This window comes from Nostoc sp., assembly GCF_036917535.1.
GTDB lineage: Bacteria > Cyanobacteriota > Cyanobacteriia > Cyanobacteriales > Nostocaceae > Nostoc.
In genome coordinates, this window is the sequence record NZ_JBALDA010000054.1 from 25,502 (window position 1) to 50,380 (window position 24,879).

Consider the following 24,879-nt stretch of genomic DNA (forward strand, 5'->3'; position numbering starts at 1 on the left):
AAAACCAAAGTGAATAAACCCTAATTCTCGTTCAAATTATACTGCTGGATAAATTTGAGGGCAGTATTAATTCTAAAAGGCTGGTCTATTTGCATGATGACTCACAGCTTTTTTTTAAATATAAATTAAGCGGTGTTAATTGCCATTTTCTTTTTTCCAACTTGTTGTGCTAAAGATGAGAAATCTTGGGCACAACCAGTTAAAATACGGTAAGCTCTCCAAATTACCGTTGATTTATCCAAAACAAGGCTCAATTATTATTAATTGTTTGTATAATTGGAAACTCAAATAACTACTTATGTCAGAACAATATCGTTTTGAAACCCTGCAAGTTCATGCTGGACAAGAGCCAGCTCCTGGCACTAATGCTCGTGCTGTACCGATTTACCAAACGACTTCCTACGTTTTTGACGACGCCGACCACGGAGCGCGGTTATTTGCTCTCCAGGAATTTGGCAACGTTTACACCCGCATCATGAACCCAACAACGGATGTATTTGAAAAGCGGATTGCTGCCTTAGAAGGGGGTGTAGCAGCATTAGCAACTGCTAGTGGGCAAGCGGCGCAATTCTTGGCAATCAGTACCATTGCTCAGGCTGGGGATAATATTGTTTCTACTAGTTTTCTGTATGGTGGAACATATAACCAGTTTAAAGTTTCTATACCACGTTTGGGTATTAATGTCAATTTTATTGAGGGAGATGAGCCGGAAAGTTTCCGTCAGGCGATCGACGATCGCACGAAAGCCCTATACGTTGAAACCATTGGCAATCCTCAATTTAACATTCCCGACTTTGCAGCTTTAGCTCACATTGCCCACGATAACGGCATTCCTTTAATTGTGGATAATACCTTCGGTGCTGGTGGGTATCTAGCTCGGCCAATTGAACATGGTGCAGATATAGTAGTGGAATCTGCAACTAAGTGGATTGGTGGACATGGTACTTCTATTGGTGGCGTAATAGTCGATTCGGGTAAATTTGACTGGGGTAACGGCAAATTTCCTCTGTTTACTGAGCCAGCACCCGGCTATCATGGGCTGAATTTTCAAGAAGTTTTTGGCCCTAATGGTTCCTTTGGTAACATTGCCTTTATTATTCGCGCCAGAGTCGAGGGGTTACGGGATTTTGGCCCATCCTTGAGTCCATTTAACGCCTTTCTTTTATTGCAAGGATTAGAGACTCTCTCTCTACGTGTAGAGCGGCATGTGAGCAATGCCCTAGAATTGGCTCGGTGGTTAGAGCAGCAAGAGCAAGTATTGTGGGTTAATTATCCGGGACTTCCCAATCACCCTTATCATGAACGAGCGAAAAAATATCTCCAACATGGCTTTGGGGGAGTTTTAAACTTTGGCATCAAAGGTGGACTGGAGGCAGGTAGAGCTTTTATTAATCATGTGAAATTGGCTAGTCATTTAGCAAATGTTGGCGATGCGAAAACTCTCGTCATTCATCCCGCTTCCACAACCCATCAACAGCTAAGTGATGACGAACAGCTTTCAGCGGGCGTAACAGCCGATTTGGTGCGGGTATCAGTGGGAATTGAACATATCGACGATATCAAAGAGGATTTCCAGCAGGCATTCCAGCAAGTTAGGATTTAGTTCTCAATTTCCCCACTCCCAGATATGATCTATTCAGACTTCATCTCACCGCAAACCCAGTTTTATCAGATTACGATGCCATTTCAACTAGAAGGAGGCGAAACATTAACTGGGGTTCAGGTTGCTTATCGTATTTGGGGACAGTTAAATGCTCAAGGCGATAATGGGGTACTAATTTGTCATGCCTTAACTGGTTCGGCTGACGCTGATGATTGGTGGGAACCTTTGTTTGGTTCAGGGAAAGCCTTCAATCCAGAACGCGATTTTATTGTATGCAGCAATATCTTGGGAAGTTGTTACGGTACAACTGGGCCAACTACTATTAACCCAATAACAGGAAAGCCTTATGGTGTATCCTTCCCTAAGATTACAATCCGAGATTTGGTTCACTTACAAGCTGCACTACTAGAATACTTGGGTGTTCAATCTCTGCGGTTAGTAATTGGCGGATCGCTTGGTGGGATGCAAGCACTAGAGTGGGCATTATTATATCCAGAAAAGGTGAAAGCGATCGCACCCATTGCTGTTTCTGGCAGACATTCAGCTTGGTGTATTGGATTAAGTGAAGCCCAAAGACAGGCAATTTATGCCGATCCTAACTGGCAAGGAGGAAACTATATCCTGGATGCGCCCCCAAATCAAGGACTAGCAGTGGCAAGGATCATGGCGATGTCTACTTACCGTTCTTGGGATAGTTTTACAATCCGCTTTGGGCGGCAGTATGATGCATCTGAGCAGTTTGCTATAGCTAGTTATTTACAACATCAGGGTCAAAAGCTGACAGAACGATTTGATGCCAACACTTACATTACCCTTACCCATGTAATGGATCGCCACGATGTTGCACGCGATCGCAACAGTCCTAATTTGTCAGATTATGAATCTATTCTGCAAAGCATCCAGCAACCGACTTTAATTGTCGCAATTGATTCTGATATTCTCTATCCTCCAGTAGAACAACAAGAATTGGCAAATTTAATCCCTAATGCTCAACTGGTGTGGCTGAAGTCAACCCACGGACATGATGCATTTTTAATTGACATGGCTGCATTGAATGAACTGCTGATCTCTTTTCGGCAAAGTTTAGATTTCTCAGCCTCCTAACTCGATATATTGAGAAAAAAGCTTAGTGTTTCGACTTCTGAGGTAGAATGATGAAGTTGAAAAGGCGATCTTTGGAATGCGTTTTCACACAGCGTGAAAAATGTTATTTACTGCTTTTACTCGTGTTGTAGATAAAATCGTTCAACTAGATCGACAATTAAATCACATGGATCTTCTCCTCTTTCCTTAATGAAGAGCATTTCCTTGAGATGCTCTTTCATTATGAAGAGAATGACTCTGCGACGCCGACTGTAAATATTATTTCGCTGAATATGAGCACTATCATTAGGAAGTTTGTTGCACACCATTATTGCAAGCTTACCCATAGGCTCTGTCAAGTAATTATCAGTTTGAATTACTTCCTCATGTCCAATATCTGTTGCATCGTAATTTTTGAACTCAAATAGCACCAATCTTGCTTCCAGTTCACGAATAAGCAAGCCCCAACTGTGTTTTTCATCAAAATTTCGATTTGGAAATACTGCATCGCGTCGACTTGTACCAGAGTACGTTCGTGGCTGAATAATTGGTCTTACCAACGGCGGGACAAATAAAAATTCAAGAATTTCTATACACATATAGCAGTCGCCAAAGCCGTTAGGACAGTTCGTGGGAAACGCGCCTTCAACAGGATACTATGTGATTTTATTGCTGTCCTAAGCTCCCTGTCCATTGCTATATCTTCAAATTCTCGCCAACCTTTCTGACCAGCAGGACAGTTATCAAGCCGATTGATAAAACCAGTAATTCGGCTCATTAAGCGTGACCTACACTGGCAGTAAAGTACTTGGAAACTAGATCGGTGTTTTGAAGGAGAAGGCGCTTTAACTCTGTTCCATCAACAACACGGATTGGGATACCAGTTAATTTTGGAGCATTGTTTACCCAATCAAGAGCAACAGATGTAAGATTTCCGTTTGTAACAAGCAGTGCCTTATCAATCTTTGGATCATTCTTGACATAACCGACAATTGCACGAGTGTTCGCAAGTCAGCACGAGAATCACGGTAAAATTTTGTTTCAACAGCATATACCTCTCGATTTTCAGCACCAAAAGGATCTTTATGTCGGAATTCAACAATAGCATCAATACCTGAATCACTTTGCTTACTCTCCGATTGCAGATTGATAAAACCTAGTTTCTGAAGAAGATCTGTAACCAGTTGCTCGAAGGTGTGTGGAGACAATTTCTCAAAATCAATCTCCACAGTAGAGCTAAGTGCGTTAACGAGTTTTTTTAAGTTTTCCTCTATTCCACTTCTCATATCAAAAAACTGATATGTAGCAAGTGATGATGGAATCTCACAATCCTCCAAAAGAACAGGTAAGAATGTGATATTTCGGTTTTGCAGCTCTTTCAGTACAGCTTCAGTTTCTTTGCTTACCCAATGGGAGTTTACCAAATGTTTGGATAATAGAAGGAGAAAATAGGCACTTGCTGAAACTGTGGAGCGAATAGATTCAGCCCAATGCGTTCTTGGATAGAGTTCATAATCATCTAACCATACATTGATATTCTGCGATCGCAGTCCCTCCACAATTGCTCTTGCAATCGTTTTATCGACACTTGCATAACTTACGAAAACTCGTGGTCTTGTCTCCAAGTTATAAATATTGCTCATCTTCCAGTTTTTTGGCTCAGGAGCAGAACAAAATTACTCATACTACTAACATAACTTATAGGTGTTAGACCTCTCTATTAGTAGAGAATCGACTCTTGTTCTTTGACCGTTAAAATCCATTCTTCTATAAAGTTTCGCTTAGATTCGACGCGTATGAAAGATTTCTCTTCATCTGTTAATAATTTTCCGTGTCTCCACCTGTGCGTGGAGATATCGGCATTCAAAACGGACGCATTGTCACCCTTGCACCCTCCTTAACTACCCCAGCGCGTGAAGTAGTTGATGCTCCTGGGTTATGGGTGACACCTGGATTTATAGATATTCATACCCACTACGATTTAGAATTAGAAATTGCACCAAGATTGAGCGAATCAGTGTGTGATGGTGTTACCAGCATGGTCATTGGTAACTGTAGCTTGTCTGTTGCGATCGCAGAACCCCAAATCCTGGCTGATATTTTTCAGAGAGTAGAGACACTTCTCATCTGCTGATTGCAAAATGGTTGAAAAAGTTGGTTTCCTGGCAGACACCAGCAGAATATTTACAGCATTTGCAACAGTTACCCCTTGGCCCCAATGTTGCCCCAATGTTTGGACACAGTGCCTTACGCGCTCATGTGATCGGATTAGAACGCAGTTTAACAGTTCAGCCGACAAATTTGAACTAAAAGTTATGCAGCGCATGATCATGAACCAATGTGGCAATAATACATCCTTCTTATTAGAGCTAGAGACTTCACCTTTGGGGGACGCGATCTCGCCTGTGACAGTTGCGTAAGTCCTGAAAGCAAGCTACGCAAAGCGTCTATCTGCAACACGTTGCACGAACGTAGAGAAGTGTTGTATAGAATTAATTCTGAATTCTGACTCCTGACTCCTGAATTCTGTTTGATAAATCCATTAAGTTTGCCAGCTTGTAAACTATCCGCGCTCCAACATTACCATCCCACTCCGCATCACCGACTTCGCAAATATCAAAGCCAATAATTTTTCTCCCACTATTGATCAATTCCCGGAATAGACAAAATGTCTGCTCTAACTCCAACCCACCCGGAACAGGAGTACCCGTACTCGGACAGAGTTTTGGATCTAAACCATCTACATCAAAGCTAATATAAACATACTCAGGTAAATGACTGATAATTTCTTGGCATAAATCAATCCAAGTTCTGCCAGAGTAAAGCTTTTGCTTAATAGCGGGATCGTAATAAGCAATAATGCGACTATCAGATTGCTCAATCATTTGCACTTCATCATGACTAATATCACGCAAACCTACCTGCACTAACTTAGAAATTTGCGGTATTTTCATCGCATTAAACATAATCGACGCATGGGAAAACTCAAATCCCTCATAAGCATCGCGTAAATCTGCGTGGGCATCAATGTGCAAAATGCCATAGTTTGCGTATTTAGCTGCTAATGCTTGGAAATAACCTAAAGGCGAACTGTGATCTCCACCAATGACTGCAACTCGCTTACCATTATTAATTGCTGCCTGACAATTTTCAAACAGCCATTGATTAACCTGTTGACCAGCCTGATTAATTTCTGTCAGGACAGATGTTAAATCTGGTGTATCTGAAAGTTGTTTTCCTTGTGCTAATCGCCCGATAATTTTTGCTGCCAAAGCGCGGTAGTATGTGTTCTTCTCTAAAATATCTTGGGGAATTTCTTCCATAAAAATTCCCTGCTTCCAGCCATCAGGGTTATCAAAATCGAACAAATCTAGTTGAGTCGAAGCATCTAGAATTCGCTGTGGGCCATTAGCAGTGCCAGCACCATAAGAAACAGTGACTTCCCACGGCACACCAAAAACAATCAAGTTTGCAGACTCATAATCGCAGGGCAAACCTAAGAGGTTGCCATTTATTTCACCTACGCCGCTGGGATTGTAGTCTTTTAATTGATTACTCATTGAGTATGTTCTGGATTTACGTGGATAGACAGCACGCCGCCTAGTGGACATCTGCATTGTAATCAAAATTTTTCACAGGCGGTAAACTGCTTCAAGGGATGAATAGGAAAAACCCACGAGTATACAGGTCACTTCAGCATAGTTTATCGGGTACAGAGGATAGTTTTTTTCCTGTGCCCTTGTTAACTTCCTACTCAACCCGCTTAACTTCAAATCCCCGTAACCCTTCCGGTTCCTCATATTCAACCACAACATCTTTAACTACAGCAGCAGGTGGCCCAGAGTGACACCAGCGAACCATGTTATCTACAACCTCTCGCGCCCCTTCAAAAACTGCTTCTACTTGATTATCCGGGAGATTCCGCACCCAACCAGTTAATCCCAATTGCCTAGCTGTATCGACAGTGGAATAGCGATAACCCACTCCTTGGACTCGGCCAGAAATGAATACATGGGCGCGGATAATCTTTGGCAGTGCTGTAGAATTCTGCATAGACTGGTCTAATCTTTATGATTCCAGTCTACCTAGTTTGTGTATACACAATCTATTTTTTACTCCAGCGCCGCGAAATTCATTTCAGTCTTTCTTAAAACCTAATAGTTTTTATACATTTACAGCGCTTTTCAAGTAATTGAACTACCCTACTCCCCATCCAAGCCGTAGTCTAAATACCTGAAAACTGTTGTAATTTAATCAGTAGTCAGTTTTTTCCCTTGGAATTTTGAATTGTTTATGTCTAATCTGCCACCACTTAATACAGAAACAATTTGGGCAATTCTTGACGATAAACTTGATGATGCCACAGTCAACCAGTTGCTATGGCATTATTTAGGCTATCGCTATGACTCCTCAATTGCACAATGGGACACTAACCAAGTTGCAGCAGAATGGCATAATGAGTACCCACAACCACCAGATTTCATTGCATCTCGCCCCGCAACTGTCAAATTGACTCGTTCCATTCCTGCTGAAAATAAACAAATGCTGAAAGAAAAACTGGGTTTCAAAGGTTACAAAATTGGAGAATTTGGGCCTCGGCAAACTCGTAGGGCGACGGCAGCAAATTGGTTGTTAAGTTATCTTCAACAAGCTAACAACAAAAAAGAGTAGTTTTGCAGCATATATTTGGTAAAATCAGACTGCTTTTTACCAAGTATATACTGTATTTTCATATTCCAAAAAATCTTGTTTTATTTAAAAGTTTTTTATTTCTATGCAATACTTTAAAAAATATTAGTTTTGTAAAAACTTTTTACAAGATAATAAATCCATATTATTTTAGCCAATAAATACTATAAACAGCTAAAAACCAAAAAACTATAGTTAAGTTTTATAAAAAATTTATAAGTTATTCCTGAAGATAGAAGCACTTGCAATCTAATTATTTCTCTAGAGCTATTTGCAAATTCAATTGAGCATCAGAGAATATCTCTATCAACCCTTGATATTACAAACACTTCTATGGCAAAGCCAGTTGAATTTAATTTATTTGCACCTTATAACAAAGGAGCTGCATTAATTGGTTCCTTTTCTGATTGGCAAGAAATTCCAATGGAAAGAGGTGAGGATGGTTATTTCCGCACAAGTGTTGAACTAGAAGATGGTGTTTATAAATATAAATTCCGTGTTCAATCAAATTCATGGTTTTTTGAACCAGAACAATGGGTTGATGTTACAGATCCTTATGCAACTGATATAGATGAACAAAGTGGAAACGACGATGGTGTTATCCAAGTAAAAGACGGGAAAAGGATTATCGATACTTATGTTTGGCAACATGATGATAAACCTTTACCTGCTGACCACGAATTAGTAATTTATGAATTGCACGTTGGTGACTTTTCAGGTGGCGAGGACGATCCTTATGCACGAGGTAAATACAAACACGTCGTTGAAAAGTTAGACTATTTATGTGAACTAGGAATTAATGCTGTTGAGTTGATGCCACTTAAAGAATATCCTGGTGATTATAGTTGGGGTTATAATCCCCGCCACTTCTTTGCAACAGAGTCAAGTTATGGTTCTACTGCTGAGTTAAAAAATTTGATTGATGAGTGTCATGGCAGAGGTATTCGTGTAATTATTGACGGAATTTACAACCACTCAGAAGCATCTGCTCCCTTAACACAAATTGATCACGATTATTGGTATCATCACGAACCTCGTGACCCTGGTAATAATTGGGGGCCTGAGTTTAATTACGAACATTATGATGAAAAATTAGATATTAAGCCAGCCTGGAAATTTATTGGCGACACAATTCGTTTTTGGATTGGAGAATATCATCTTGATGGTATTCGTTATGATGCGGCGCGGCAAATTGCTAACTACGACTTTATGCACTGGATTGTTCAAGAAGCCAAAAAAACTGCTAGCATGAAGCCTTTTTATAATGTTGCCGAACACATTCCTGAAACTCCCAGCATTACCAATGTAGATGGGCCAATGGATGGTTGCTGGCATGATAGTTTTTATCACTGCATTCTAGAACACATTTGCGGTGATACATTTGATTTAGAGCGTTTAAAAGATGTCATTGACTGCAAGCGTCAAGGCTTCTTGGGTGCCACCAATGTGGTAAATTATCTTACCAACCACGACCATAATCATCTCATGGTTGAACTGGGGAACCGTGAAATTTTTGACGAAGAAGCATTTCGGCGGGCTAAATTAGGAGTAGCCATCCTAATGACTGCTGTTGGTGTGCCTTTGATTTGGATGGGAGAAGAATTTGGCGAGTATAAACCTAAACAACCTGAATCATCCAAAATCGAATGGACACTGTTAGGGAATGATTTAAATCGTGGTTTATTTGAGTCCTACAAAGGCTTAACCAACCTGCGTAAAAGCAATCATGCTCTCTATACAGAAAATATTGATTTTATCCACGAAAATCCTGATGCAAAAGTATTAGCTTATACTCGTTGGAATGATGAAGGTTCTCGTGTAGTCGTAATTACAAATTTTTCAGAAAACTTCCTAGCTGAATATCATGTTCCTAACTTTCCTAGTGCTGGTACATGGCACGAGTGGACAGGCAATTATGATGTCGAAGCTGGTGACGATGGCATCATAATCGACTTGGGGCCATACGAAGCTAAAGTGTTTGTATGGCAATAATGATATACACTACTCAGTTAAGAGTTTAATAGCAAAGAAAAAGGGGGAACATATTTCCCCTTTTTCAGTTAGTATTTCATTTAGATACAGTCTAATTAGAAATTTGTCAAGCAGAAAATAAGCTATTTTAAAATTTCATAGGTTTATGTTAAAATTTTGAGTTGAAGTGCGTCTATAGAATTGCCAAAGCATCCCCATGCACAACAAATTATTTAATACTGATATCGATAACGCTAACATTGAGAACGATCGCATTTTATTAACTCCCAATGAAGTCAAGTCAAAATTACCTTTGACACAATTAGCAGAACAAAGAGTTTTAGCATATAGACAGGAAGTAGAACATATCTTAGATTTTCAGGATCGCAGGAAATTTATAGTAGTTGGCCCATGTTCAATCCACGATCCAAAAGCAGCGCTCGAATATTCTGAGAGATTAAAAATATTGGCCGAGCGAGTCAAGGATAACTTGCTACTAATTATGCGAGTATATTTTGAAAAACCAAGAACAACCGTAGGCTGGAAAGGTTTAATTAACGATCCAGATATGGATGATTCTTTCCATATAGAGAAAGGTTTATTAATTGCACGAGAGCTATTATTAAAAATTACGGAGTTGGGATTACCTGCTGGCACAGAAGCACTAGATCCAATCATACCTCAATACATCAGTGAACTGATTACATGGTCTGCCATTGGCGCCCGCACAACTGAATCACAAACTCACCGCGAAATGGCAAGTGGGCTTTCGATGCCTGTAGGTTTTAAAAACGGTACCGACGGCAATATTCAAGTAGCTTTGAATGCCCTACAATCAGCTGAAAATCCGCATAATTTTCTAGGAATTAGTCAAAATGGACAGGTGAGCGTCTTTCAAACTAAAGGTAATGGCTACGGTCACGTAATTTTAAGGGGTGGTAGTCAACCCAACTTCGATCCAGCAAATGTCAAACTGGTAGAAGAGAAATTAAAACAGGCAAATTTACTACCGAGAATTGTTATCGACTGTAGCCACGGCAATACCAATAAAGATTACAAATTACAAGGTGCTGTCTTAGAAAATATTATTCAGCAAATAGTGGATGGTAATACATCAATTGTTGGTATGATGCTAGAATCGCATTTGTATGAAGGTAATCAACCAATTACTGGTAAACAAGAACAATTAAAATACGGTGTTTCTGTAACTGACAAATGTATTAGTTGGGAAGAAACCGAAAAAATTATTTTGGCTGCTCACGAAAAACTTAAATGAGAAGTCAGAATTCAGAATGCAATCAATGGGGGATTAGAGGATGTTTGTAAAGTCTGAAAGTATACTAAAAAACCCGCTTTCATTCCTCTCCTCGTTTCGGCTACAGTGTACACACAAATCGAAAAACCTGCTCCACATTAGCTATTAATTTGGTAGGGTATGTTATGGACTTTAGTCCTAACGCACCGAAAATCTCTGACTATGCGTTACGCTGACGCGATAACACACCCTACAAAACTGGAAAAAACCCCCAAGTGGTTGTGACGAGTTCTATCTTTAGCAATCCTATTTAATATTCGAACAGAGTTCATACTGATGCAGCTTAGAAAAATCAAATTCTTGGTGATTGGTAAAGAACTTCAAGTTGGTATAAATGTACCATTAGTTTTTATTTCATTTAGGATTGCTATATCGAGAGAAGATTCTAATAACGATCGCACTATCGGACTAGTTCTAAATCGGGATTGCCAGTGGATTTCGCTGAGAAACCTACGGCTGGCCAAAATATTAGAGTGCTGCGTTCGCTTGCGAGTTCTAAAATGTAGGTTTTGCTACTTGGATCGAAGAGTGACCACGAGCCTGTAGATCCTGTCTCACTAAGGATTTTACCATCTGGCATTAGCTTAATCAGCTTATTGGATTCATTATCACCAAGTATATAGCTATGAACACGATAGGTTCCTACTATCTGTGCTTGGTTGGAATCTATTGGGGCAAATTTCACGGCACCAGTGGCTTTTATGTTGTAGCGACCTGCGGCTACAATTAGTCCTGACGAAGGAGGGTCGATACGCAAAATCACCTGACCCGCCTGCTTAACATCAAACGGGATAGTCACTTGTCCAGTCTGTGCTGCATCTGAACCAAAGACGGCTTTTGTTGATTTGACGACTACGCTGTAGTTTTTATTACTACCATTCTTCAGCAAGCTAACTTGGATCTCTCCCCCAGCACCAGGAAATCCATTCGCGGAAAATTCAACAGTCAATGTCCCCTTACCTGGTCCAAGGGTCACATAGTAGTACTGTGGAATCTGAACTGTGCTGCTGATTACAGCGATGTTATCGTCAGGTTGCAGTGGAGCTGGGTGTTTAGGATCTGCGGATTGGGCAGTAGCCGCACCTATGCATGTAGTAAGTGACAAGAGTGCACCAAGTGTTGTTGCTGTTAGGTAATTGCGAACTAAACCTGTTTGTAATTTATTGGTTTTCATGTTACATTCCTCAATTAATTGTTGTGGTTGCTATTCATTAATCTGATGAGTTGCTTGGCTTTATCTATTTATTAAAGCTAATTCATAAAGAAAATCTTAAGGATACTCAACTCATCATTAGATCTGAATTTCAGCAAATAACTGCTTCTTTGACTGCTATTACTGAAACGCTTACTCAATCAGTACTTTACTTGAGTTTACAAATTAGCTATTAGGTAGTTTATTACCTAATAGTAAAGATATTAATACTAAAAATCCACCCATGATTAAGCAATATTTTAATATTTTCTTGTTGCATAAACTTGATTTAGTTTTGTAACCACAACAAGGACAAGAGTAAAGTTCTTCAGTGCCCATGTTTTTCAGGAAACTACTAAAACAAGCAACAAGTAGTTATCAGTTATATATCAGTTAATTGCTGTTCACTGTTTATAGATCAGGACAGTCTGCTAATATACAACAAAACTAGAAATGTTTCGGGCTGATTTAGGGTAGGTAAATAATATGACTATACGAGCAAGTAAAGTATTGTTTTATTCTCATGGTAGAGAAAATATTCAATAAAAACCCTTTTGTGACAGCTAGGGTACGGAATGTGGGTTGTACTGTTGTGTCAGTTTCCCGCAGGGTACGAAAGTTCAGTGGTATCTATCAAATTAGTAAGAGTCGAATCCCCAACGAACTACCTCCTGCCATCTTTAAGATATACCCAAGATAGATGTAATAGTATCTAATATGTGCTAAACACTCAATATTACCAACTGAAGGATTGAAAATTAGTATTTTTCTACATAAAATAAAAAATCTAAAATTAAAAATTGGTAACACTGATGGTTAGGAGTGTTAAAGTTTCAAGAAATTCACCGAAACTATTCAGCGGGTATTCATGCTGAAGAAACTACAGAAAAAACAAATTTCGATAATTGCGGGTGCAGCACTGTTTGCCTTTTTAACTGGGGCAATGGTATCAGCACCTGAGATTGGTAGGTCTCTGGGAAAATGGCTCAAACTGAGTCAGAATCAAGCAGAGCAAAAATCGGACGGTAGTGTTGCTCAATCAGCTGTCTTTGGGTTGATATCGCAATCATTGTCAGAACGGGCAGCAAAACTAGCAACGATCGCTCAAGAATCGCGCTCGCCAGATCGGAATCGCGCTCGTTATCTTTTGGCGAGTGATTACATTGAAAGAACCCAAGGGCAAAAAGCTCTGGTTTTACTCCAAGGACTGGAGAAAGACTATCCCATCCTCGCGCCCTACATTTTGCTCAAACAAGCCCAAGCAGAGGATATGTTGGGCGAGGACGGCAAAGCTTCGGATCTCAGGCAAAAAGTGCTGAAACTCTATCCCAAAGAATCGGCCGCAGTCAAAGCGCTATATCTAATTGCTCAACCAAAGCAACAAGAAACTGCGATCGCTCAATTTCCTTCTCATCCTTTAACTTGGGAAATTATCCGCAAACGCTTGCAAGAAAATCCCAATCAGCCACAATTACAGTTGATTTTGGCTAAGTATGCCTACGATCAACCGGGTATAGTGGGCGTTTTGGATCAGTTAGTAAAAGAGCCTAATCTCAAACCCGAAGACTGGGAACTCATTGGTACAGACTATTGGGAAAATAGTCAATTTCCCAAAGCGGCGAATGCTTATGCCAAAGCACCCAAAACATCGCGCAACCTCTACCGGACTGCACGAGGCTTACAGGTGGGAGGCAAAGACAAAGAAAAAGCGATCGCCACCTATCAACAATTAGTGCAGCAATTTCCCAATAGTGAGGAAACTGGAACGGCACTACTGCGGTTAGCAGAAACTGCAAAAACACCTAAAGACGGCTTACCGTATCTTGAGCAGGTAATTAGTAAATTTCCCAAACAAGCTGCTACTGCACTGGCACAAAAAGCCAAAACTCTCCAAACTCTTAAGGATCAAAAGTCAGCTAGCGCGGCGTGGCAATTACTCATAGGTAAATACGGCAACTCTGACGAAGCAGCAGAGTACCGTTGGAAAACCGCCCAAGATAAAGCCGAAGCCAAAGATTACGTCGGTGCTTGGCAATGGGCAGAACCAATCGTCACTAATAACCCCAATAGTATTTTGGCTCCAAGAGCAGGCTTTTGGGTAGGTAAATGGGCAGCTTTACTGGGGAAACAGCAAGAATCTAAAACTGCTTATGAGTATGTGATTAGCCAGTTTCCCTACTCTTACTATGCATGGCGAGCCGCAACAATGTTAGGGCTAAATGTCGGCAATTTTGACAACGTGCGCGTCATGAACCCGGAAGTAATCGCACCCCAGCGTCCATTACCGCCTGCTGGTTCTGAAACTTTCAAAGAATTGTATCTACTAGGTCAAGACCGTGATGCCTGGTTACAATGGCAAACAGAATTTCAGAACAAAATTCAGCCAACGGTAGCAGAGCAATTTACTGAAGGGTTAATGCGGCAGGCTAGGGGAGACAATCTCATCGGAATTGATGAAATTTCTAAATTGGAAGACCGGGAAATACCAGCCGAACTTGCCCAATATCAGACTTTAAGTAAACAAATCACCTACTGGCAAGCGCGTTATCCATTTCCTTATCTGCGAGAGATTGAAAAGTGGTCTATTGACCGTAAACTTAATCCTTTGCTAGTAACTGCTTTGATGCGTCAAGAGTCACGGTTTGAACCAAAAATCAAATCTGTTGCTAATGCTATTGGTTTAATGCAACTGTTGCCGAGTACGGCTAAATGGATCGCCCCACAAATCAAGGTGGATTTCAAAACAATCAACTTAGAAAACCCCAATGATAACATCATGCTGGGTACATGGTATTTGGGTCATACCCACGATCAATATAACAATAACTCCTTGCTGGCGATCGCTAGTTACAATGCTGGCCCTAATAATGTCTCCAAATGGTTGCAAACTCTAACTACAAAAGATCCAGATGAGTTTGTTGAAGAAATTCCCTTTGATGAAACTAAAAACTATGTGCGGCAAGTATTTGGCAATTACTGGAATTATCTAAGGCTTTACAACCCTGAAATTTCTGGTATCGTAACAAAGTACTCGACTACACACCCAAAACTACCGAGCCAGTGATTTTGCTATTTTAGGGTAGAAAAAAGGGGAGGGGAAGCAGGGGAAGTAGGGGGAGCAGGGGAAGATTAATAACTTTCTACCAGTACCTAGCACTCCTGAATTCTCCTCGTTTTACATATTTGAATGGGAAGCGATCGCAAATAGCTTGAGTTGATTGCACCTGTAGCGTTAATATATCTTAATGTATGCAGCATTGCTTTTTAGCGCCCCAATGGAGTTAACTTCAAGAGAATTTCAGTCAGAACTGATATTAGAAGTCCAAGCCTGCCTGCAATTGGCAGTTCCTCTGGTAATTACTCAAATATTAGAAGCGGGCATTCCTTTATTGGATGGCGTAATGATGGGCTTGCTTAACAGCCAAGCTTTAGCTGCGGGTGCTTTAGGTGCTGTTACCTTTTCTACACTAGCTTCCGTTTGTCGTTCTGTTCTTTCAGCTGCGGGTGTGAGTGTAGCCAATGCTTTTGGTGCGGGAAAAATAGATCAAGTTAGCCGTGCTACCGGTCAAGGAATTTGGTTAGCTGTGACGATGTGCTTACCTATAATGTTTATCATTTGGCACTTTGACTATATCCTACTGCTAACTGGTCAAGAAGAAAGCAATGTATTATTAGCTCAAACATATTTACAGTCTATTGTTTGGGGTTTTCCGGCTGCACTTGGTTTTTGTATCTTAAAAGAAGTTAGCTCTGCCCTAAATCGCCCCCAATTCTTAACAGTAATTACGGTAGCTGGACTATTATTAAATGCGGTTGCTAATTACGTGTTAATGTTCGGTAAATTTGGTTTACCAGCCCTTGGTTTAGCTGGTATCGGTTGGGGAAGTGCACTCATTCTTTGGCTGAATTTTATCGCTGCTGCCAGTTGGATTTGTTTTGATAACTACTTTCAAGACTATCAGCTTGATTGTGCTTTGCATCAGTTTGATAAAGATATGTTTTTAGATATCTTCCAAACTGGGTGGTTTTTGGGGTTGCAGTATGGAGCAGAAATTGGAGTATTCACTGTTACTGCTTTACTGATGGGGTGGTTTGGAACAGAGACATTAGCAGCACATGAAATTACCGTCGAGACAGAAAGTTTTGTTGAAACAGTGTCTATAGGTATTTCCTATGCCGTCACGATGAGAGTAGGACAGTTAAGGGGACAAGATGATCTTAAGGGTGCAAGCAGAGCGGGATTAATCTGCATTGCGCTTGTTACTCCCTTTGTAAGCATTGTGGCACTAATTTTTTGGCTGTTTCCCAACTATATTGTGGCAATGTATTTAGACACCAGTAATCTAGATAATATCGAGATAGTTAAAACGGCAACTTCCTTCCTCGCTGCGGGGGCAATAGTTCAAATATTTTATTCTATTCAGACTATTGCTGCTGGTGCTTTAATCGGGTTGAAAGACACCAAAATGCCAGTGTTCATTACTATGTTCGCTTACTGGGGAGTAGGTCTAGGTGGTGGCTATCTGATGGCATTCACTTTCGGCTGGGGTGCTATAGGTTTATGGTTAGGTTTAGTACTAGGGCTACTTATGGGTGCAGTGATTTTAACTGGGCGTTTTTATCTTTTGACTTCTGAGATTGAGTCTGGTTGACTAAAGAGGTAGAGGGGCAAGGGGAAAGACTTATTGCAAGTTCTCACTCATATTCATGTTTCCTTGTCCCGTCCTCTTGTCTTTTCTGCCCCTGTCTTGACAGGTGTAGGTTTGTACACAGTGATCGCAAAATAAAGCATAAATGAGTACCTGAAATAGTGGTCGTGCATAGTATCAACAATGCCCACTTCTCATTACTTCATTACTGTTGAGAAGGTCTAAGTCTATCCCGCCAAGATGGTTGTGACGATGAAGAACCTGAAGAACCGGAACTATTTGCGGGAGGCAGCTCTCGCCGAGTTCTTCGAGGTGGGGGAGAATCAGATTCTACTCTTCTAGCTCGTCGCCGTGGAGTAGATGATTCTGAGGTAGATGATTTTGAGGAGGAGTTACTAGAACTTGATTCGCTGCGATCGCGCCTTCTCCGTCTTGGGGTATAATCGCTTGCTTGCTGTTCTTCTTGAGAATAGCTCCTGCTTCTTCTACGTCTTCTAGATGAACCACTCTCCTCAGAATTAGAATTTCTCGCTCTTTCCCCTTCTGAGTCATCATCATCATCAGAGGCAATAGAACGATTCAGCACTTGTTTGGGCTTGATGGACTGGGCTTTGATAGTGCCTTTGCGACCTTCTAACTTAGGTCGTTTGGGAAACTTTTCTATGGGCATTCCCTCTACCGCTTTTTCCATAAATTCGTGCCAGGTGTAAGCGGCACTACTACTACTGCCATCAGTAGGGTGGTTGTCATCGTTACCTAACCAGACCCCTGTCACCATCTGAGGAATGTAGCCAATAAACCATAAATCGCGGGCTTCGTCGGAGGTGCCGGTTTTGCCTGCAACTGGTCTATTATCTAATTGGGCAGCACCACCAGTTCCCGCTTCGACCACGTTGCGTAGCATCCAAGTCATGATGGCGGCACTGTCAGCGTCGAGGGCCCGTTTTGACTTGAAATTAGCTGACCAGATGACTTTGCCTTGGCGGTTGAGGATGCGAGTAATACCATGAGGTTCTGCGTGCAATCCTTGAGTAGCAAAACTGCCATAAGCGCTAGTCAACTCTAGCAGATTGACTTCATTTGAGCCGAGTGCTAAAGAGTAGGTGGGTTTGAGTTCAGATGTTATCCCCATATCATGGGCAAGTTTAATCGTTGGGGTAAATCCTACATCAATTAACACCTTGACCGCAACAATATTAACAGAGCGGGTGAGGGCATCTCGGATGTTCATTGAACCGTGGAAGTTTTCACTATAGTTTTTTGGTTCATAGCCGTCTACGACAAAGGGCGCATCTTCGTAGCTATCGTAAGGGCTTTTACCAGTAGCGATCGCAGTAGCATATACAAACCCTTTAAATGTCGATCCTGGCTGCCGTTGTGCCTGGGTAACTCGATTAAACTGATTTTTACCAAAGTCTTTTCCCCCGACCATTGCCTTAATTTCACCACTGCGGGGGTCTATGGCCACCATTGCGGCTTGCTTAAAGTTTTCCCAGCGTCCTTGATTTCGCAACGTTTTCGCAACTGCCTCTTCTGCCACCTTTTGCCAACTTGGGTTGAGCGTGGTTTCTACTACTAGACCCCCACTTTTGAGCACATTAGCAGAAACATACTTGGGCAATTCTTTTTGGATGTAGCTGGTAAAATAGGGTGATTCTACTTGGACTCGCTTGGGTGGACTGCTTTTGAGTGCTAATGGCTCCTGAACTGCTGCCTGTCTTTGCTCTGGTGTAATTACTCCATCTTCTTGCATCCGTAATAATACTAAGTCCCGCCGCCGTTTTGCCGCTTCCGGATTTTTGTCTGGGGCGTATAAGCTAGGAGCAGGAGCTAATCCAGCAATCGTTGCCATTTGGGCGAGAGAAAGTTGATCTGGCGACTTACTAAAGTATACCCAGGCTGCATCTGCTACACCGTAAGCTCCACCTCCCAAATAAACCAGATTCAGGTAACGCTCTAAAATCTGATCTTTGGTTAATTCTTGCTCCATTTTTTGAGCTAGGCGGACTTCCTTGAGTTTGCGCCAGATTGTCTGCTCTTGTTTCAAAAACAGAATCCGCGTTAGCTGTTGGGTGATGGTGCTACCACCTTCTACCACGTTTTGCGATCGCAAATTATTCAAACCCGCTCTGACAATCCCTTGCGGATCGACTCCGTTGTGTTGCCTAAATCTTCTATCTTCTGAGGCGATGAAAGCTTTTTTTAAAGTATCTGGTATTTGTTCTAGCTTTAGCTGTTCTCTGGTCGCTTCACCTTGTTGTTGTAATATGGTGCCATCAGCAGCTTTAATGGTCAGTGTTTGCTCTCGAAACACAGCATTCAACTCGGACTTATCTGGCAAAGTCCGATCTATTAAACTGATGCCGTAGATCGAAGCAACTATCCCACCACCAATACCTAGACCTGCCCAAAACCATAAGCGACGATAGAGTGGTTTTTTGCCAGTTGCCCGATTGGTCCTCATCCTAGATGGTAAAATTTTCATTTTGCTCAGTAACTGCCTCTTTTACGCCAGATGTGCTGGTGGTAAGCTCTCATTCGTTCCTCCTTGTCCAGAGTCACTCAAATTAGTTGGTCTTCGCTTGAACCAGGAGATAAGCTTCCCCACGTCAGTTCCTCGCTCAAAGTAGTAACTGTATAACCACCATCAATCAACTTTGGGGTTATCTAATTACCATTGTGTTTAGTATAATATCCTATAAATAATTAACTAAATTCACTGTCAAACAATGTTTTTTAAATTTGGTTAATTTAGTTTTGTAAAAAAGCTTTAATTTTGATAAATACTGGGAATATAAAAGCTATTGACAAGTATCCGCAAAGACAGCCCGAAAACGGCTTATTTCAGGAAAGTATAATGTCTACACCGAGTTACGACGAAGCAGAGCTAAGACGAAGCGCCGTTGCTCTTGGTAGTAATATCGGCGATTCCCAGGCTATTTTATCAGCAGCTATAGAGACTTTAGCCCAAACGCCAGGTATTGTTTTAGAAGCCAGATCCCATTGGTATCAAACCAAAGCTGTCGGGCCACCACAGCCAGATTACCTCAACGGCTGCGTCACATTACAGGTAGAAATACTTCCCCAGCAGTTATTAGAAATTTTGTTAGGAATTGAACAACAATTTGGGCGCGTGCGTCAGGAACGCTGGGGACCACGAACCCTAGATTTAGATTTGTTATTATATGATGACATTATTTTGGATACACCAAATCTCCAGATTCCCCATCCACGAATTCGGGATCGGGCCTTTGTGTTAGTCCCACTGGCAGAAATTGCCCCAGATTGGATAGAACCAGTTTCCGGGTGTGTGATTAAAGAGCTGCTCAAAGGGGTAGACTGTTCTGATGTACATTTATGGATGGACAATTAAAATTACCATCCTTAAAAGCAGAAGAACACTGATTTTGCCTCTGTATTCACGAGATAATCAGATTTAACTATGCCATTAGGTAGAGAATTACCACAACTGCTGAGACAACGCCTGTTTCATAAAGGACGCAAGTTTGATTTTGAAGTTAATCGCTTGCGTTTGCCGAATAACTCGGAAGGAGAATGGGAATGTATTCGTCACCCTGGCGGTGCCCTAGCTGTACCAGTGACAGCAGAAGGTAAACTTATACTGGTGCGCCAGTACCGTTTTGCAATTCAAGGAAGGATATTAGAATTTCCGGCGGGGACAGTGGAAGGAAGTGAAGATCCTTTAGAAACTATACAGCGTGAAATTGCTGAAGAAACTGGCTATAGTGCCCAAAAATGGGAAAAGTTAGGCGAATTTTTCCTAGCTCCTGGCTATTCTGATGAAATTATCTATGCTTTTCTGGCACGAGATTTAGAAAAGCTGGAGACACCACTACTACAAGATGAAGACGAGGATATCGAAACTGTGTTTATGACTCCTGAAGAATTAGAAAAAGCTATTCTGGAGGGAGAGGCGGTAGATGCTAAATCAGTTTCTAGCTTTTTTCTGGCGCGTCCGTTTTTAGGTTAACACCCTTATGCTGCTAGAGTTAGCGATGCCTACGGCGGGCTACGCCTACGCAGATGCCTACGGTGCAGGCTTTGAATATGCAGACGAAACGATCACTAACAACGATTTGAGTCGATACGATGAACATCCGCGTTTTCGACTCAATCCTGGCAGCTATACCATTGGTCACAAGTTAAGGTTGTGAAGCAGTTGTCAAAGGGATTTGAGAAGGTGCTTGAAAGAAAAATTCAGGTATGCTCTACTACCCAACGTTTTTTGAGCAACACGAAGCCCTTGGTTTGTTCTGGCCGCAGCACCACTTGAACAATCCAACGGCAAAAGTCTATGACCCACATCATGAAGAGCGCACCGTCAAAGCCACCATCAACCCAGATCGTCGTTGAACGGGACGCCCTTTCACCCATACGTTTGACCCGTTTGAGTACCTGTTTACCTCCTTCCCGTTCCCCGACACTGGCAGCAGTAACGAATACCCGCAAGACTAACCCCAAAGTATCCACAGTCAAAAACCGTTTCCATCCCTTGATGAGTTTGCCACCATCAAATCCCACCTCCTCATAGATTCTGAAACTTTCTGTAATTCCTTCATAGTGAATTTTTCCATTTTGACCTCTAGTGCACTGTGTAAGCTATAACGAGGGCAACGAGGAGCAGCGAGCAAACAACTAGGCTCACCAGCTTTTGCGGATGCAAGCCGAGAGGCATCGGCATTTCGCTTTTGAATTCGGGATCAACCCATGCTGTACCAGGGAACAACGGTGCGAGAAGCATACTGACGAAGTACAACCCTGCTATAGCTGTCGCGAGAGTGAACAGGGGTAACGTAAGCGGTCGGAACGCAAACAAGATCACCAGTGATAGCAGCCCAAGGCCGACGCCCATTAGTATCCCTTGGCCGTTATGGAACTTAGCGTGCGGCGGCCACATCGGGTTATAGATATGCTGTTTTGCGCTCCACGGTATGACAGCATCGGCGATGTAACCGCCGCCATTGAATACGGCGACTGCCGCGACAATCAATTCCGCAACTTTCATGAGTATTTCATTTTCCATCAGCGTGTCCTTTCCCTATCTAATAAGATCCCACAAAGTCTGACCGCTATTGAAAATAACGGCTTTCTGGGCTTGGAAAGGACGTACTGGAAGACCAATCCCGCTAGAGGGAGGATGCCCGTACGAACGTAAAACACGCTACCCGGACTACCAACCGGGCTGTGACTTTTGCACGTCCACCTTTTATATATTTTATTATAGAGCGCTCAGAGGATGTCTGAGAAGTTTTGCATTAGTAATTAAAATCACGCAAGTTGCTTTAACATTAAACGAATCATCGCTATATAAATAAAAGCTTCTGTTGTTTCAGGTAAAATCTCATACTCCTTGCTTAGTCTGCGACACCAGTTGAACCAACCAAAAGTTCTTTCAACTTTTCCTAGTTTAGGTAGCACAACAAAACCTTTCTGTTGCTCAGAGCGAGTAACTACGCTCCATAGCCTCAAGGGTGGAGAAGAGGCCAGCGTCACTCGCCCTTCTCTACGGCACGATTATCATTCTTATACAGATTTATTTCTACTCAAAGACGTATTGACAAAATTTGCTCACTTTTAATTTGTGACTAATGCTTGTACATTATCTGCGTACGGGAGTTGTTCCTATCCCGCCTTAATCATTATCCCATTATGCAACGCCAAGAGCACTGTCATTGCGATTTCTCCACCTGCGCCATCTTGTCGATTGCAAAACTGAAGACTTCCACAAGCGCCCGCAAGCGTTCTTTCTGTCGTTTAGGCGGAAATCGCTTGGTTCTTGTCAACTCGACTATGCCATGAAGGCTCGCCCAGAACAATTCCGACAGGGTTTCGGACTTCGTGCTCTGCTCAGGAAAGAGCTCCAGGATTTGGGAGAACGCGAATCTCAACTCGGGAGGAGTGGCGGGATCTCCGAAAGGCACGCTCAGGCTAAGCGAAAACATCGCTTCGTATAGAGCGGGTGAAGCGGTGGCAAACTCCAGGTAGCCGCTCGCCACCGCCTCGACTGGGTTTCTGCGCTTTCCCCGTTGCCGCGCCTTCTCCAAAGCCAAGCCCAGCTCCTGGAAACCCTCAATGGCGACTGCGGCGACAATGCCCTCGCGGTTCTCAAAGTGGGAGTACAAGACGGGTTGGCTGTAGGAGATCTCGTCCGATAGCCGCCGCATGGTAACGTTGGGCCATCCTTCGGATTCCGCGACCTGTCGAGCCGCACGGATGATCTGTGCCCGGCGAGCCTGCCTGTCCCGCGCCTTTCGTTCCTCAATTCGCTGGGTCGTCATACCAAAGTAATCATAGCGCCGCTAGGAATTATTTTACGCTGCGGAGTCCTAAGTCACCTCATTTGTATTTATAATAGCGTTGCTAGTATTTCTAAAGAGGAAATAAATCATGCATGCCGCTATTCCGCTTTCTCTGGCCGTCCTCGTTTCTGTCACGATCATGGTGATCGGTTGCTTTTACATTGCAGCTCCGGAGCGGGTCGTAGATTCGTTTGGCCTCGAGCCGCCTGCTGCCGATGCGAACACTAGCGCCTGGCTTCGCACGAAAGGGGTCAGGATGTGGTCTCTGGATTGGCCGTGCTGACCCTGATGCTGACCACGAACAGCAAGACGGTGGGCATTGCCCTCCTAGCCCTTGCCGTCATCCCGCTTGGCGACATGTCCAACGTTCTGGCGTCAGGCGGGCGTAAAGCTACGGCGTTTTCCGTTCATGGCATGACCTGCTTAGTGATGCTTTTCGCTGGCCTCTTGCTGATCCATGCCTTCTAAGCAGATGCCCCAATAGCAAGAGAACGGGTATCAAGACCTCACCACAAACAGAGCAACAAGGAGAATCCCATGCGAAAGTTTCAGCTCAGAACCTATCGTCTCCGAACAGAAGAGGCCGCTACCGCTTACCTGCCTCATTGGGTACTACATGTCAAAAGCCTTGAGCTCTTCGGTGTGGAGACGCATGCCTTCTTCTCGGCTCCCTCGGCGCGGCGGAACGTAGTTGCGCTCATAAGCTTCGGCGAGCAAGCCGATCCTGAGGTCGTCACACGTGAGTACATGCAAACCGATGCGTTCAAGCAAGACATGAGCGGATTCGATGTGGCACAGATAGAAGGCGTTGACACTCTTCTCCTCATCCCGGGAGATGGGTCACCTCTGACCTAAAATCGCTTCCTGTAAAGATCCGGCCGCACAACCATGCTAAAAGCTGACTTCCCGGCCTCTCTCAACTTAGCGTTCGTCCAAAGCCATCAAAGGAGTTGTTCATGCACTTGTTCAATGTGGCCGCTGTGTTCAGCTTGCTTCTGCTAGTGGGATCCGAGTTTTCTGTTTCCGCGTTCGTAAACCCTAGCGCATGGCGTCTTGACCCCGAGCCGCAAGCGAGAATGCTGGGCCATTACGCTGCCGTGCTTGGTAAGGTGATGCCGGTGTGGTACACGGCTGATCTCCTGCTACTCGGGGTTGAGACCTGGCTTTATCGGCACACGCCAGGGTTTGTGATCCTGCTCACGGCCAGTGTGATCTGGTTTCTTACTGTGCTCGCCACGATCCTCTTCCTGGTGCCACTAAATAATCGTGTGGTCAAAGGTGCTGCTGGATGGCAAGGAATACATCGTACCTGGGACAGAAGACATCGCGTGCGTATAGTCGCTCTCGCCGTCGCATCCATCCTGTTCACATACGTCGCGGTCTGCTGAGGGATCCATGATCTGGATAAGTAACAGGAAACGCGCTTGGCGTCAGTTGCAGCTGTCCATTAAGAAAATATGCAGCGATGCTCAATTTTACGGTTATCAATTCAAATGATTTGTGGAGGATAACGATGACTCAACGGAATGATTTGTCAACCAATGCTAATGATTTACCGATGAACTCCCTGCTATTTTGGCTGGTGGTTTTGCCTGCCGTTGGCATCATCTTTATTGGTGCCCGGTTTATTATTGCACCGTTGGTTGGAGCAGCAGGTTTCGGTGTACCCGTTGATAGCACAGATACTTATGCCTATCTCTGGGCAAAGGGAACGCGCGACATCGTATCCGGTTTGTTTGTGATTGTCTTTCTTTGGATAAAAGTGACTCGTCAGGTATTGTCTGCCTTTCTCTTCGTAGTGGCGCTCATTCCGTTAGGTGACTTGTTAAATGTGTATATCAACACTGGAATGAGTAACATTACTGCACTGATGATTCACGGTGGCACGGCTTTGTACTTGATTGTTTTAGCTAGTGTTCTACTCAAAAGAAATTGAGACTTTAGAGCTGATTCGTAAAGAAAAGACTTGTCGGGAAATAAGAGAGAATAGACAGCAGTGGTAGGGAAGGATGATGCTGAATATTGAAGGTGCGCTGAAGCAAGACCGACTGTTGAGG

General features: G+C 42.9%; 23 protein-coding genes and 3 pseudogenes. 16 read left to right on the plus strand and 10 right to left on the minus strand.

Going from position 1 to position 24,879, the window contains the following annotated elements; all coding sequences use genetic code 11:
* Window positions 1-298 precede the first annotated feature (298 nt).
* Together V7K56_RS18050 and metX are read left to right on the plus strand one after the other, a co-directional pair.
* On the plus strand, window positions 299-1,603 hold the full coding sequence (locus tag V7K56_RS18050; protein ID WP_334912240.1) for an O-acetylhomoserine aminocarboxypropyltransferase/cysteine synthase family protein: 1,305 nt from the start codon (window positions 299-301) through the stop codon (window positions 1,601-1,603).
* 24 nt (window positions 1,604-1,627) lie between these two features.
* Window positions 1,628-2,707, plus strand: a complete 1,080-nt coding sequence (gene metX, locus V7K56_RS18055; protein WP_334912241.1) for a homoserine O-acetyltransferase MetX — start codon at window positions 1,628-1,630, stop codon at window positions 2,705-2,707.
* Window positions 2,708-2,823: 116 nt separating this feature from the next.
* On the opposite strand, the gene V7K56_RS18060 is transcribed toward metX, so the two are convergent.
* On the minus strand, window positions 2,824-3,285 hold the full coding sequence (locus tag V7K56_RS18060; RefSeq protein WP_334912242.1) for a hypothetical protein: 462 nt from the start codon (window positions 3,283-3,285) through the stop codon (window positions 2,824-2,826).
* A 303-nt stretch (window positions 3,286-3,588) separates the two neighbouring features.
* The gene (locus V7K56_RS18065; protein WP_334912243.1) at window positions 3,589-4,329 is read right to left on the minus strand and encodes a TIR domain-containing protein; all 741 of its coding nucleotides are present in this window, start codon (window positions 4,327-4,329) and stop codon (window positions 3,589-3,591) included.
* A 188-nt stretch (window positions 4,330-4,517) separates the two neighbouring features.
* Here V7K56_RS18065 and V7K56_RS18070 point away from each other — a divergent pair, with 188 nt between their 5' ends.
* Both V7K56_RS18070 and V7K56_RS18075 read left to right on the plus strand, forming a co-directional pair.
* Complete coding sequence (locus tag V7K56_RS18070; RefSeq protein ID WP_334912244.1) at window positions 4,518-4,820, plus strand: hypothetical protein; 303 nt, start codon at window positions 4,518-4,520, stop codon at window positions 4,818-4,820.
* 11 nt (window positions 4,821-4,831) lie between these two features.
* On the plus strand, window positions 4,832-4,996 hold the full coding sequence (locus V7K56_RS18075) for a hypothetical protein (protein ID WP_334912245.1): 165 nt from the start codon (window positions 4,832-4,834) through the stop codon (window positions 4,994-4,996).
* A gap of 182 nt (window positions 4,997-5,178) precedes the next feature.
* Here the strand turns inward: V7K56_RS18075 and speB are convergent, their stop codons facing one another.
* Together speB and V7K56_RS18085 are read right to left on the minus strand one after the other, a co-directional pair.
* Complete coding sequence (gene speB / locus V7K56_RS18080; protein WP_334912246.1) at window positions 5,179-6,246, minus strand: agmatinase SpeB; 1,068 nt, start codon at window positions 6,244-6,246, stop codon at window positions 5,179-5,181.
* A gap of 190 nt (window positions 6,247-6,436) precedes the next feature.
* Complete coding sequence (locus V7K56_RS18085; RefSeq protein WP_334912247.1) at window positions 6,437-6,739, minus strand: acylphosphatase; 303 nt, start codon at window positions 6,737-6,739, stop codon at window positions 6,437-6,439.
* Between the two features lie 240 nt (window positions 6,740-6,979).
* Here V7K56_RS18085 and V7K56_RS18090 point away from each other — a divergent pair, with 240 nt between their 5' ends.
* The 3 genes from V7K56_RS18090 (at window position 6,980) to V7K56_RS18100 (ending at window position 10,622) form a co-directional block, all read left to right on the plus strand.
* Window positions 6,980-7,357 carry a DUF1823 family protein gene (locus tag V7K56_RS18090; protein ID WP_334912248.1) on the plus strand — a complete coding sequence of 126 codons (378 nt, stop codon included), beginning with the start codon at window positions 6,980-6,982 and terminating at the stop codon, window positions 7,355-7,357.
* Between the two features lie 351 nt (window positions 7,358-7,708).
* Window positions 7,709-9,367 (plus strand): alpha-amylase family glycosyl hydrolase, encoded by a 1,659-nt coding sequence (locus V7K56_RS18095; protein ID WP_334912249.1) that lies wholly within the window; start codon window positions 7,709-7,711, stop codon window positions 9,365-9,367.
* Window positions 9,368-9,563: 196 nt separating this feature from the next.
* The gene (locus V7K56_RS18100; protein WP_334912250.1) at window positions 9,564-10,622 is read left to right on the plus strand and encodes a 3-deoxy-7-phosphoheptulonate synthase; all 1,059 of its coding nucleotides are present in this window, start codon (window positions 9,564-9,566) and stop codon (window positions 10,620-10,622) included.
* Window positions 10,623-11,061: 439 nt separating this feature from the next.
* Here the strand turns inward: V7K56_RS18100 and V7K56_RS18105 are convergent, their stop codons facing one another.
* On the minus strand, window positions 11,062-11,835 hold the full coding sequence (locus V7K56_RS18105) for a hypothetical protein (protein WP_334912251.1): 774 nt from the start codon (window positions 11,833-11,835) through the stop codon (window positions 11,062-11,064).
* Window positions 11,836-12,721: 886 nt separating this feature from the next.
* Between V7K56_RS18105 and V7K56_RS18110 the strand changes: the two genes are divergently transcribed.
* Both V7K56_RS18110 and V7K56_RS18115 read left to right on the plus strand, forming a co-directional pair.
* Window positions 12,722-14,917, plus strand: a complete 2,196-nt coding sequence (locus tag V7K56_RS18110; RefSeq protein ID WP_334912252.1) for a transglycosylase SLT domain-containing protein — start codon at window positions 12,722-12,724, stop codon at window positions 14,915-14,917.
* A 211-nt stretch (window positions 14,918-15,128) separates the two neighbouring features.
* A complete protein-coding gene (locus V7K56_RS18115) occupies window positions 15,129-16,505 on the plus strand; it encodes an MATE family efflux transporter (protein ID WP_334912253.1) in 1,377 nt (458 codons plus the stop codon).
* A gap of 202 nt (window positions 16,506-16,707) precedes the next feature.
* On the opposite strand, the gene V7K56_RS18120 is transcribed toward V7K56_RS18115, so the two are convergent.
* On the minus strand, window positions 16,708-18,987 hold the full coding sequence (locus V7K56_RS18120) for a transglycosylase domain-containing protein (RefSeq protein ID WP_334912254.1): 2,280 nt from the start codon (window positions 18,985-18,987) through the stop codon (window positions 16,708-16,710).
* A gap of 372 nt (window positions 18,988-19,359) precedes the next feature.
* Between V7K56_RS18120 and folK the strand changes: the two genes are divergently transcribed.
* The 3 genes from folK (at window position 19,360) to V7K56_RS18135 (ending at window position 20,677) form a co-directional block, all read left to right on the plus strand.
* The gene (folK, locus tag V7K56_RS18125; RefSeq protein WP_334912255.1) at window positions 19,360-19,875 is read left to right on the plus strand and encodes a 2-amino-4-hydroxy-6-hydroxymethyldihydropteridine diphosphokinase; all 516 of its coding nucleotides are present in this window, start codon (window positions 19,360-19,362) and stop codon (window positions 19,873-19,875) included.
* 69 nt (window positions 19,876-19,944) lie between these two features.
* Window positions 19,945-20,493: an NUDIX hydrolase gene (locus V7K56_RS18130; RefSeq protein WP_334912256.1), complete on the plus strand. Its 549-nt coding sequence runs from the start codon at window positions 19,945-19,947 to the stop codon at window positions 20,491-20,493.
* Between the two features lie 7 nt (window positions 20,494-20,500).
* Window positions 20,501-20,677: a hypothetical protein gene (locus V7K56_RS18135; RefSeq protein WP_334912257.1), complete on the plus strand. Its 177-nt coding sequence runs from the start codon at window positions 20,501-20,503 to the stop codon at window positions 20,675-20,677.
* Between the two features lie 46 nt (window positions 20,678-20,723).
* Here the strand turns inward: V7K56_RS18135 and V7K56_RS18140 are convergent.
* From V7K56_RS18140 to V7K56_RS18155, 4 genes and pseudogenes are all read right to left on the minus strand, one after another.
* Window positions 20,724-21,047: pseudogene (locus tag V7K56_RS18140) on the minus strand (transposase); the annotation flags it as partial.
* A gap of 58 nt (window positions 21,048-21,105) precedes the next feature.
* Window positions 21,106-21,546, minus strand: a complete 441-nt coding sequence (locus tag V7K56_RS18145; protein ID WP_334912258.1) for a DUF6640 family protein — start codon at window positions 21,544-21,546, stop codon at window positions 21,106-21,108.
* A gap of 245 nt (window positions 21,547-21,791) precedes the next feature.
* Window positions 21,792-21,980: pseudogene (locus tag V7K56_RS18150) on the minus strand (transposase); the annotation flags it as partial.
* Window positions 21,981-22,192: 212 nt separating this feature from the next.
* Window positions 22,193-22,801: a TetR/AcrR family transcriptional regulator gene (locus tag V7K56_RS18155; RefSeq protein WP_334912259.1), complete on the minus strand. Its 609-nt coding sequence runs from the start codon at window positions 22,799-22,801 to the stop codon at window positions 22,193-22,195.
* Between the two features lie 160 nt (window positions 22,802-22,961).
* On the opposite strand from V7K56_RS18155, the pseudogene V7K56_RS18160 reads away from it, so the two are divergent.
* The 4 genes and pseudogenes from V7K56_RS18160 to V7K56_RS18175 all read left to right on the plus strand — a co-directional run bounded on the left by V7K56_RS18160 (window position 22,962) and on the right by V7K56_RS18175 (window position 24,758).
* Window positions 22,962-23,290: pseudogene (locus V7K56_RS18160) on the plus strand (DUF4267 domain-containing protein).
* 69 nt (window positions 23,291-23,359) lie between these two features.
* Window positions 23,360-23,677 carry a hypothetical protein gene (locus tag V7K56_RS18165; protein ID WP_334912260.1) on the plus strand — a complete coding sequence of 106 codons (318 nt, stop codon included), beginning with the start codon at window positions 23,360-23,362 and terminating at the stop codon, window positions 23,675-23,677.
* Between the two features lie 101 nt (window positions 23,678-23,778).
* On the plus strand, window positions 23,779-24,210 hold the full coding sequence (locus V7K56_RS18170; RefSeq protein ID WP_334912261.1) for a hypothetical protein: 432 nt from the start codon (window positions 23,779-23,781) through the stop codon (window positions 24,208-24,210).
* A 125-nt stretch (window positions 24,211-24,335) separates the two neighbouring features.
* Window positions 24,336-24,758 (plus strand): DUF4267 domain-containing protein, encoded by a 423-nt coding sequence (locus V7K56_RS18175; protein WP_334912262.1) that lies wholly within the window; start codon window positions 24,336-24,338, stop codon window positions 24,756-24,758.
* Window positions 24,759-24,879 lie beyond the last annotated feature (121 nt).

Bases quoted from the DNA above. Each gene is read 5' to 3' on its own strand.
- V7K56_RS18050 (WP_334912240.1), top strand. From the start codon at position 299: ATGTCAGAACAATATCGTTTTGAAACCCTGCAAGTTCATGCTGGACAA.
- metX (WP_334912241.1), top strand. From the start codon at position 1,628: ATGATCTATTCAGACTTCATCTCACCGCAAACCCAGTTTTATCAGATT.
- V7K56_RS18060 (WP_334912242.1), bottom strand. From the start codon at position 3,285: ATGTGTATAGAAATTCTTGAATTTTTATTTGTCCCGCCGTTGGTAAGA.
- V7K56_RS18065 (WP_334912243.1), bottom strand. From the start codon at position 4,329: ATGAGCAATATTTATAACTTGGAGACAAGACCACGAGTTTTCGTAAGT.
- speB (WP_334912246.1), bottom strand. From the start codon at position 6,246: ATGAGTAATCAATTAAAAGACTACAATCCCAGCGGCGTAGGTGAAATA.
- V7K56_RS18085 (WP_334912247.1), bottom strand. From the start codon at position 6,739: ATGCAGAATTCTACAGCACTGCCAAAGATTATCCGCGCCCATGTATTC.
- V7K56_RS18090 (WP_334912248.1), top strand. From the start codon at position 6,980: ATGTCTAATCTGCCACCACTTAATACAGAAACAATTTGGGCAATTCTT.
- V7K56_RS18095 (WP_334912249.1), top strand. From the start codon at position 7,709: ATGGCAAAGCCAGTTGAATTTAATTTATTTGCACCTTATAACAAAGGA.
- V7K56_RS18100 (WP_334912250.1), top strand. From the start codon at position 9,564: ATGCACAACAAATTATTTAATACTGATATCGATAACGCTAACATTGAG.
- V7K56_RS18105 (WP_334912251.1), bottom strand. From the start codon at position 11,835: ATGAAAACCAATAAATTACAAACAGGTTTAGTTCGCAATTACCTAACA.
- V7K56_RS18110 (WP_334912252.1), top strand. From the start codon at position 12,722: ATGCTGAAGAAACTACAGAAAAAACAAATTTCGATAATTGCGGGTGCA.
- V7K56_RS18115 (WP_334912253.1), top strand. From the start codon at position 15,129: ATGGAGTTAACTTCAAGAGAATTTCAGTCAGAACTGATATTAGAAGTC.
- V7K56_RS18120 (WP_334912254.1), bottom strand. From the start codon at position 18,987: ATGAAAATTTTACCATCTAGGATGAGGACCAATCGGGCAACTGGCAAA.
- folK (WP_334912255.1), top strand. From the start codon at position 19,360: ATGTCTACACCGAGTTACGACGAAGCAGAGCTAAGACGAAGCGCCGTT.
- V7K56_RS18130 (WP_334912256.1), top strand. From the start codon at position 19,945: ATGCCATTAGGTAGAGAATTACCACAACTGCTGAGACAACGCCTGTTT.
- V7K56_RS18135 (WP_334912257.1), top strand. From the start codon at position 20,501: ATGCTGCTAGAGTTAGCGATGCCTACGGCGGGCTACGCCTACGCAGAT.
- V7K56_RS18145 (WP_334912258.1), bottom strand. From the start codon at position 21,546: ATGGAAAATGAAATACTCATGAAAGTTGCGGAATTGATTGTCGCGGCA.
- V7K56_RS18155 (WP_334912259.1), bottom strand. From the start codon at position 22,801: ATGACGACCCAGCGAATTGAGGAACGAAAGGCGCGGGACAGGCAGGCT.
- V7K56_RS18165 (WP_334912260.1), top strand. From the start codon at position 23,360: ATGCGAAAGTTTCAGCTCAGAACCTATCGTCTCCGAACAGAAGAGGCC.
- V7K56_RS18170 (WP_334912261.1), top strand. From the start codon at position 23,779: ATGCACTTGTTCAATGTGGCCGCTGTGTTCAGCTTGCTTCTGCTAGTG.
- V7K56_RS18175 (WP_334912262.1), top strand. From the start codon at position 24,336: ATGACTCAACGGAATGATTTGTCAACCAATGCTAATGATTTACCGATG.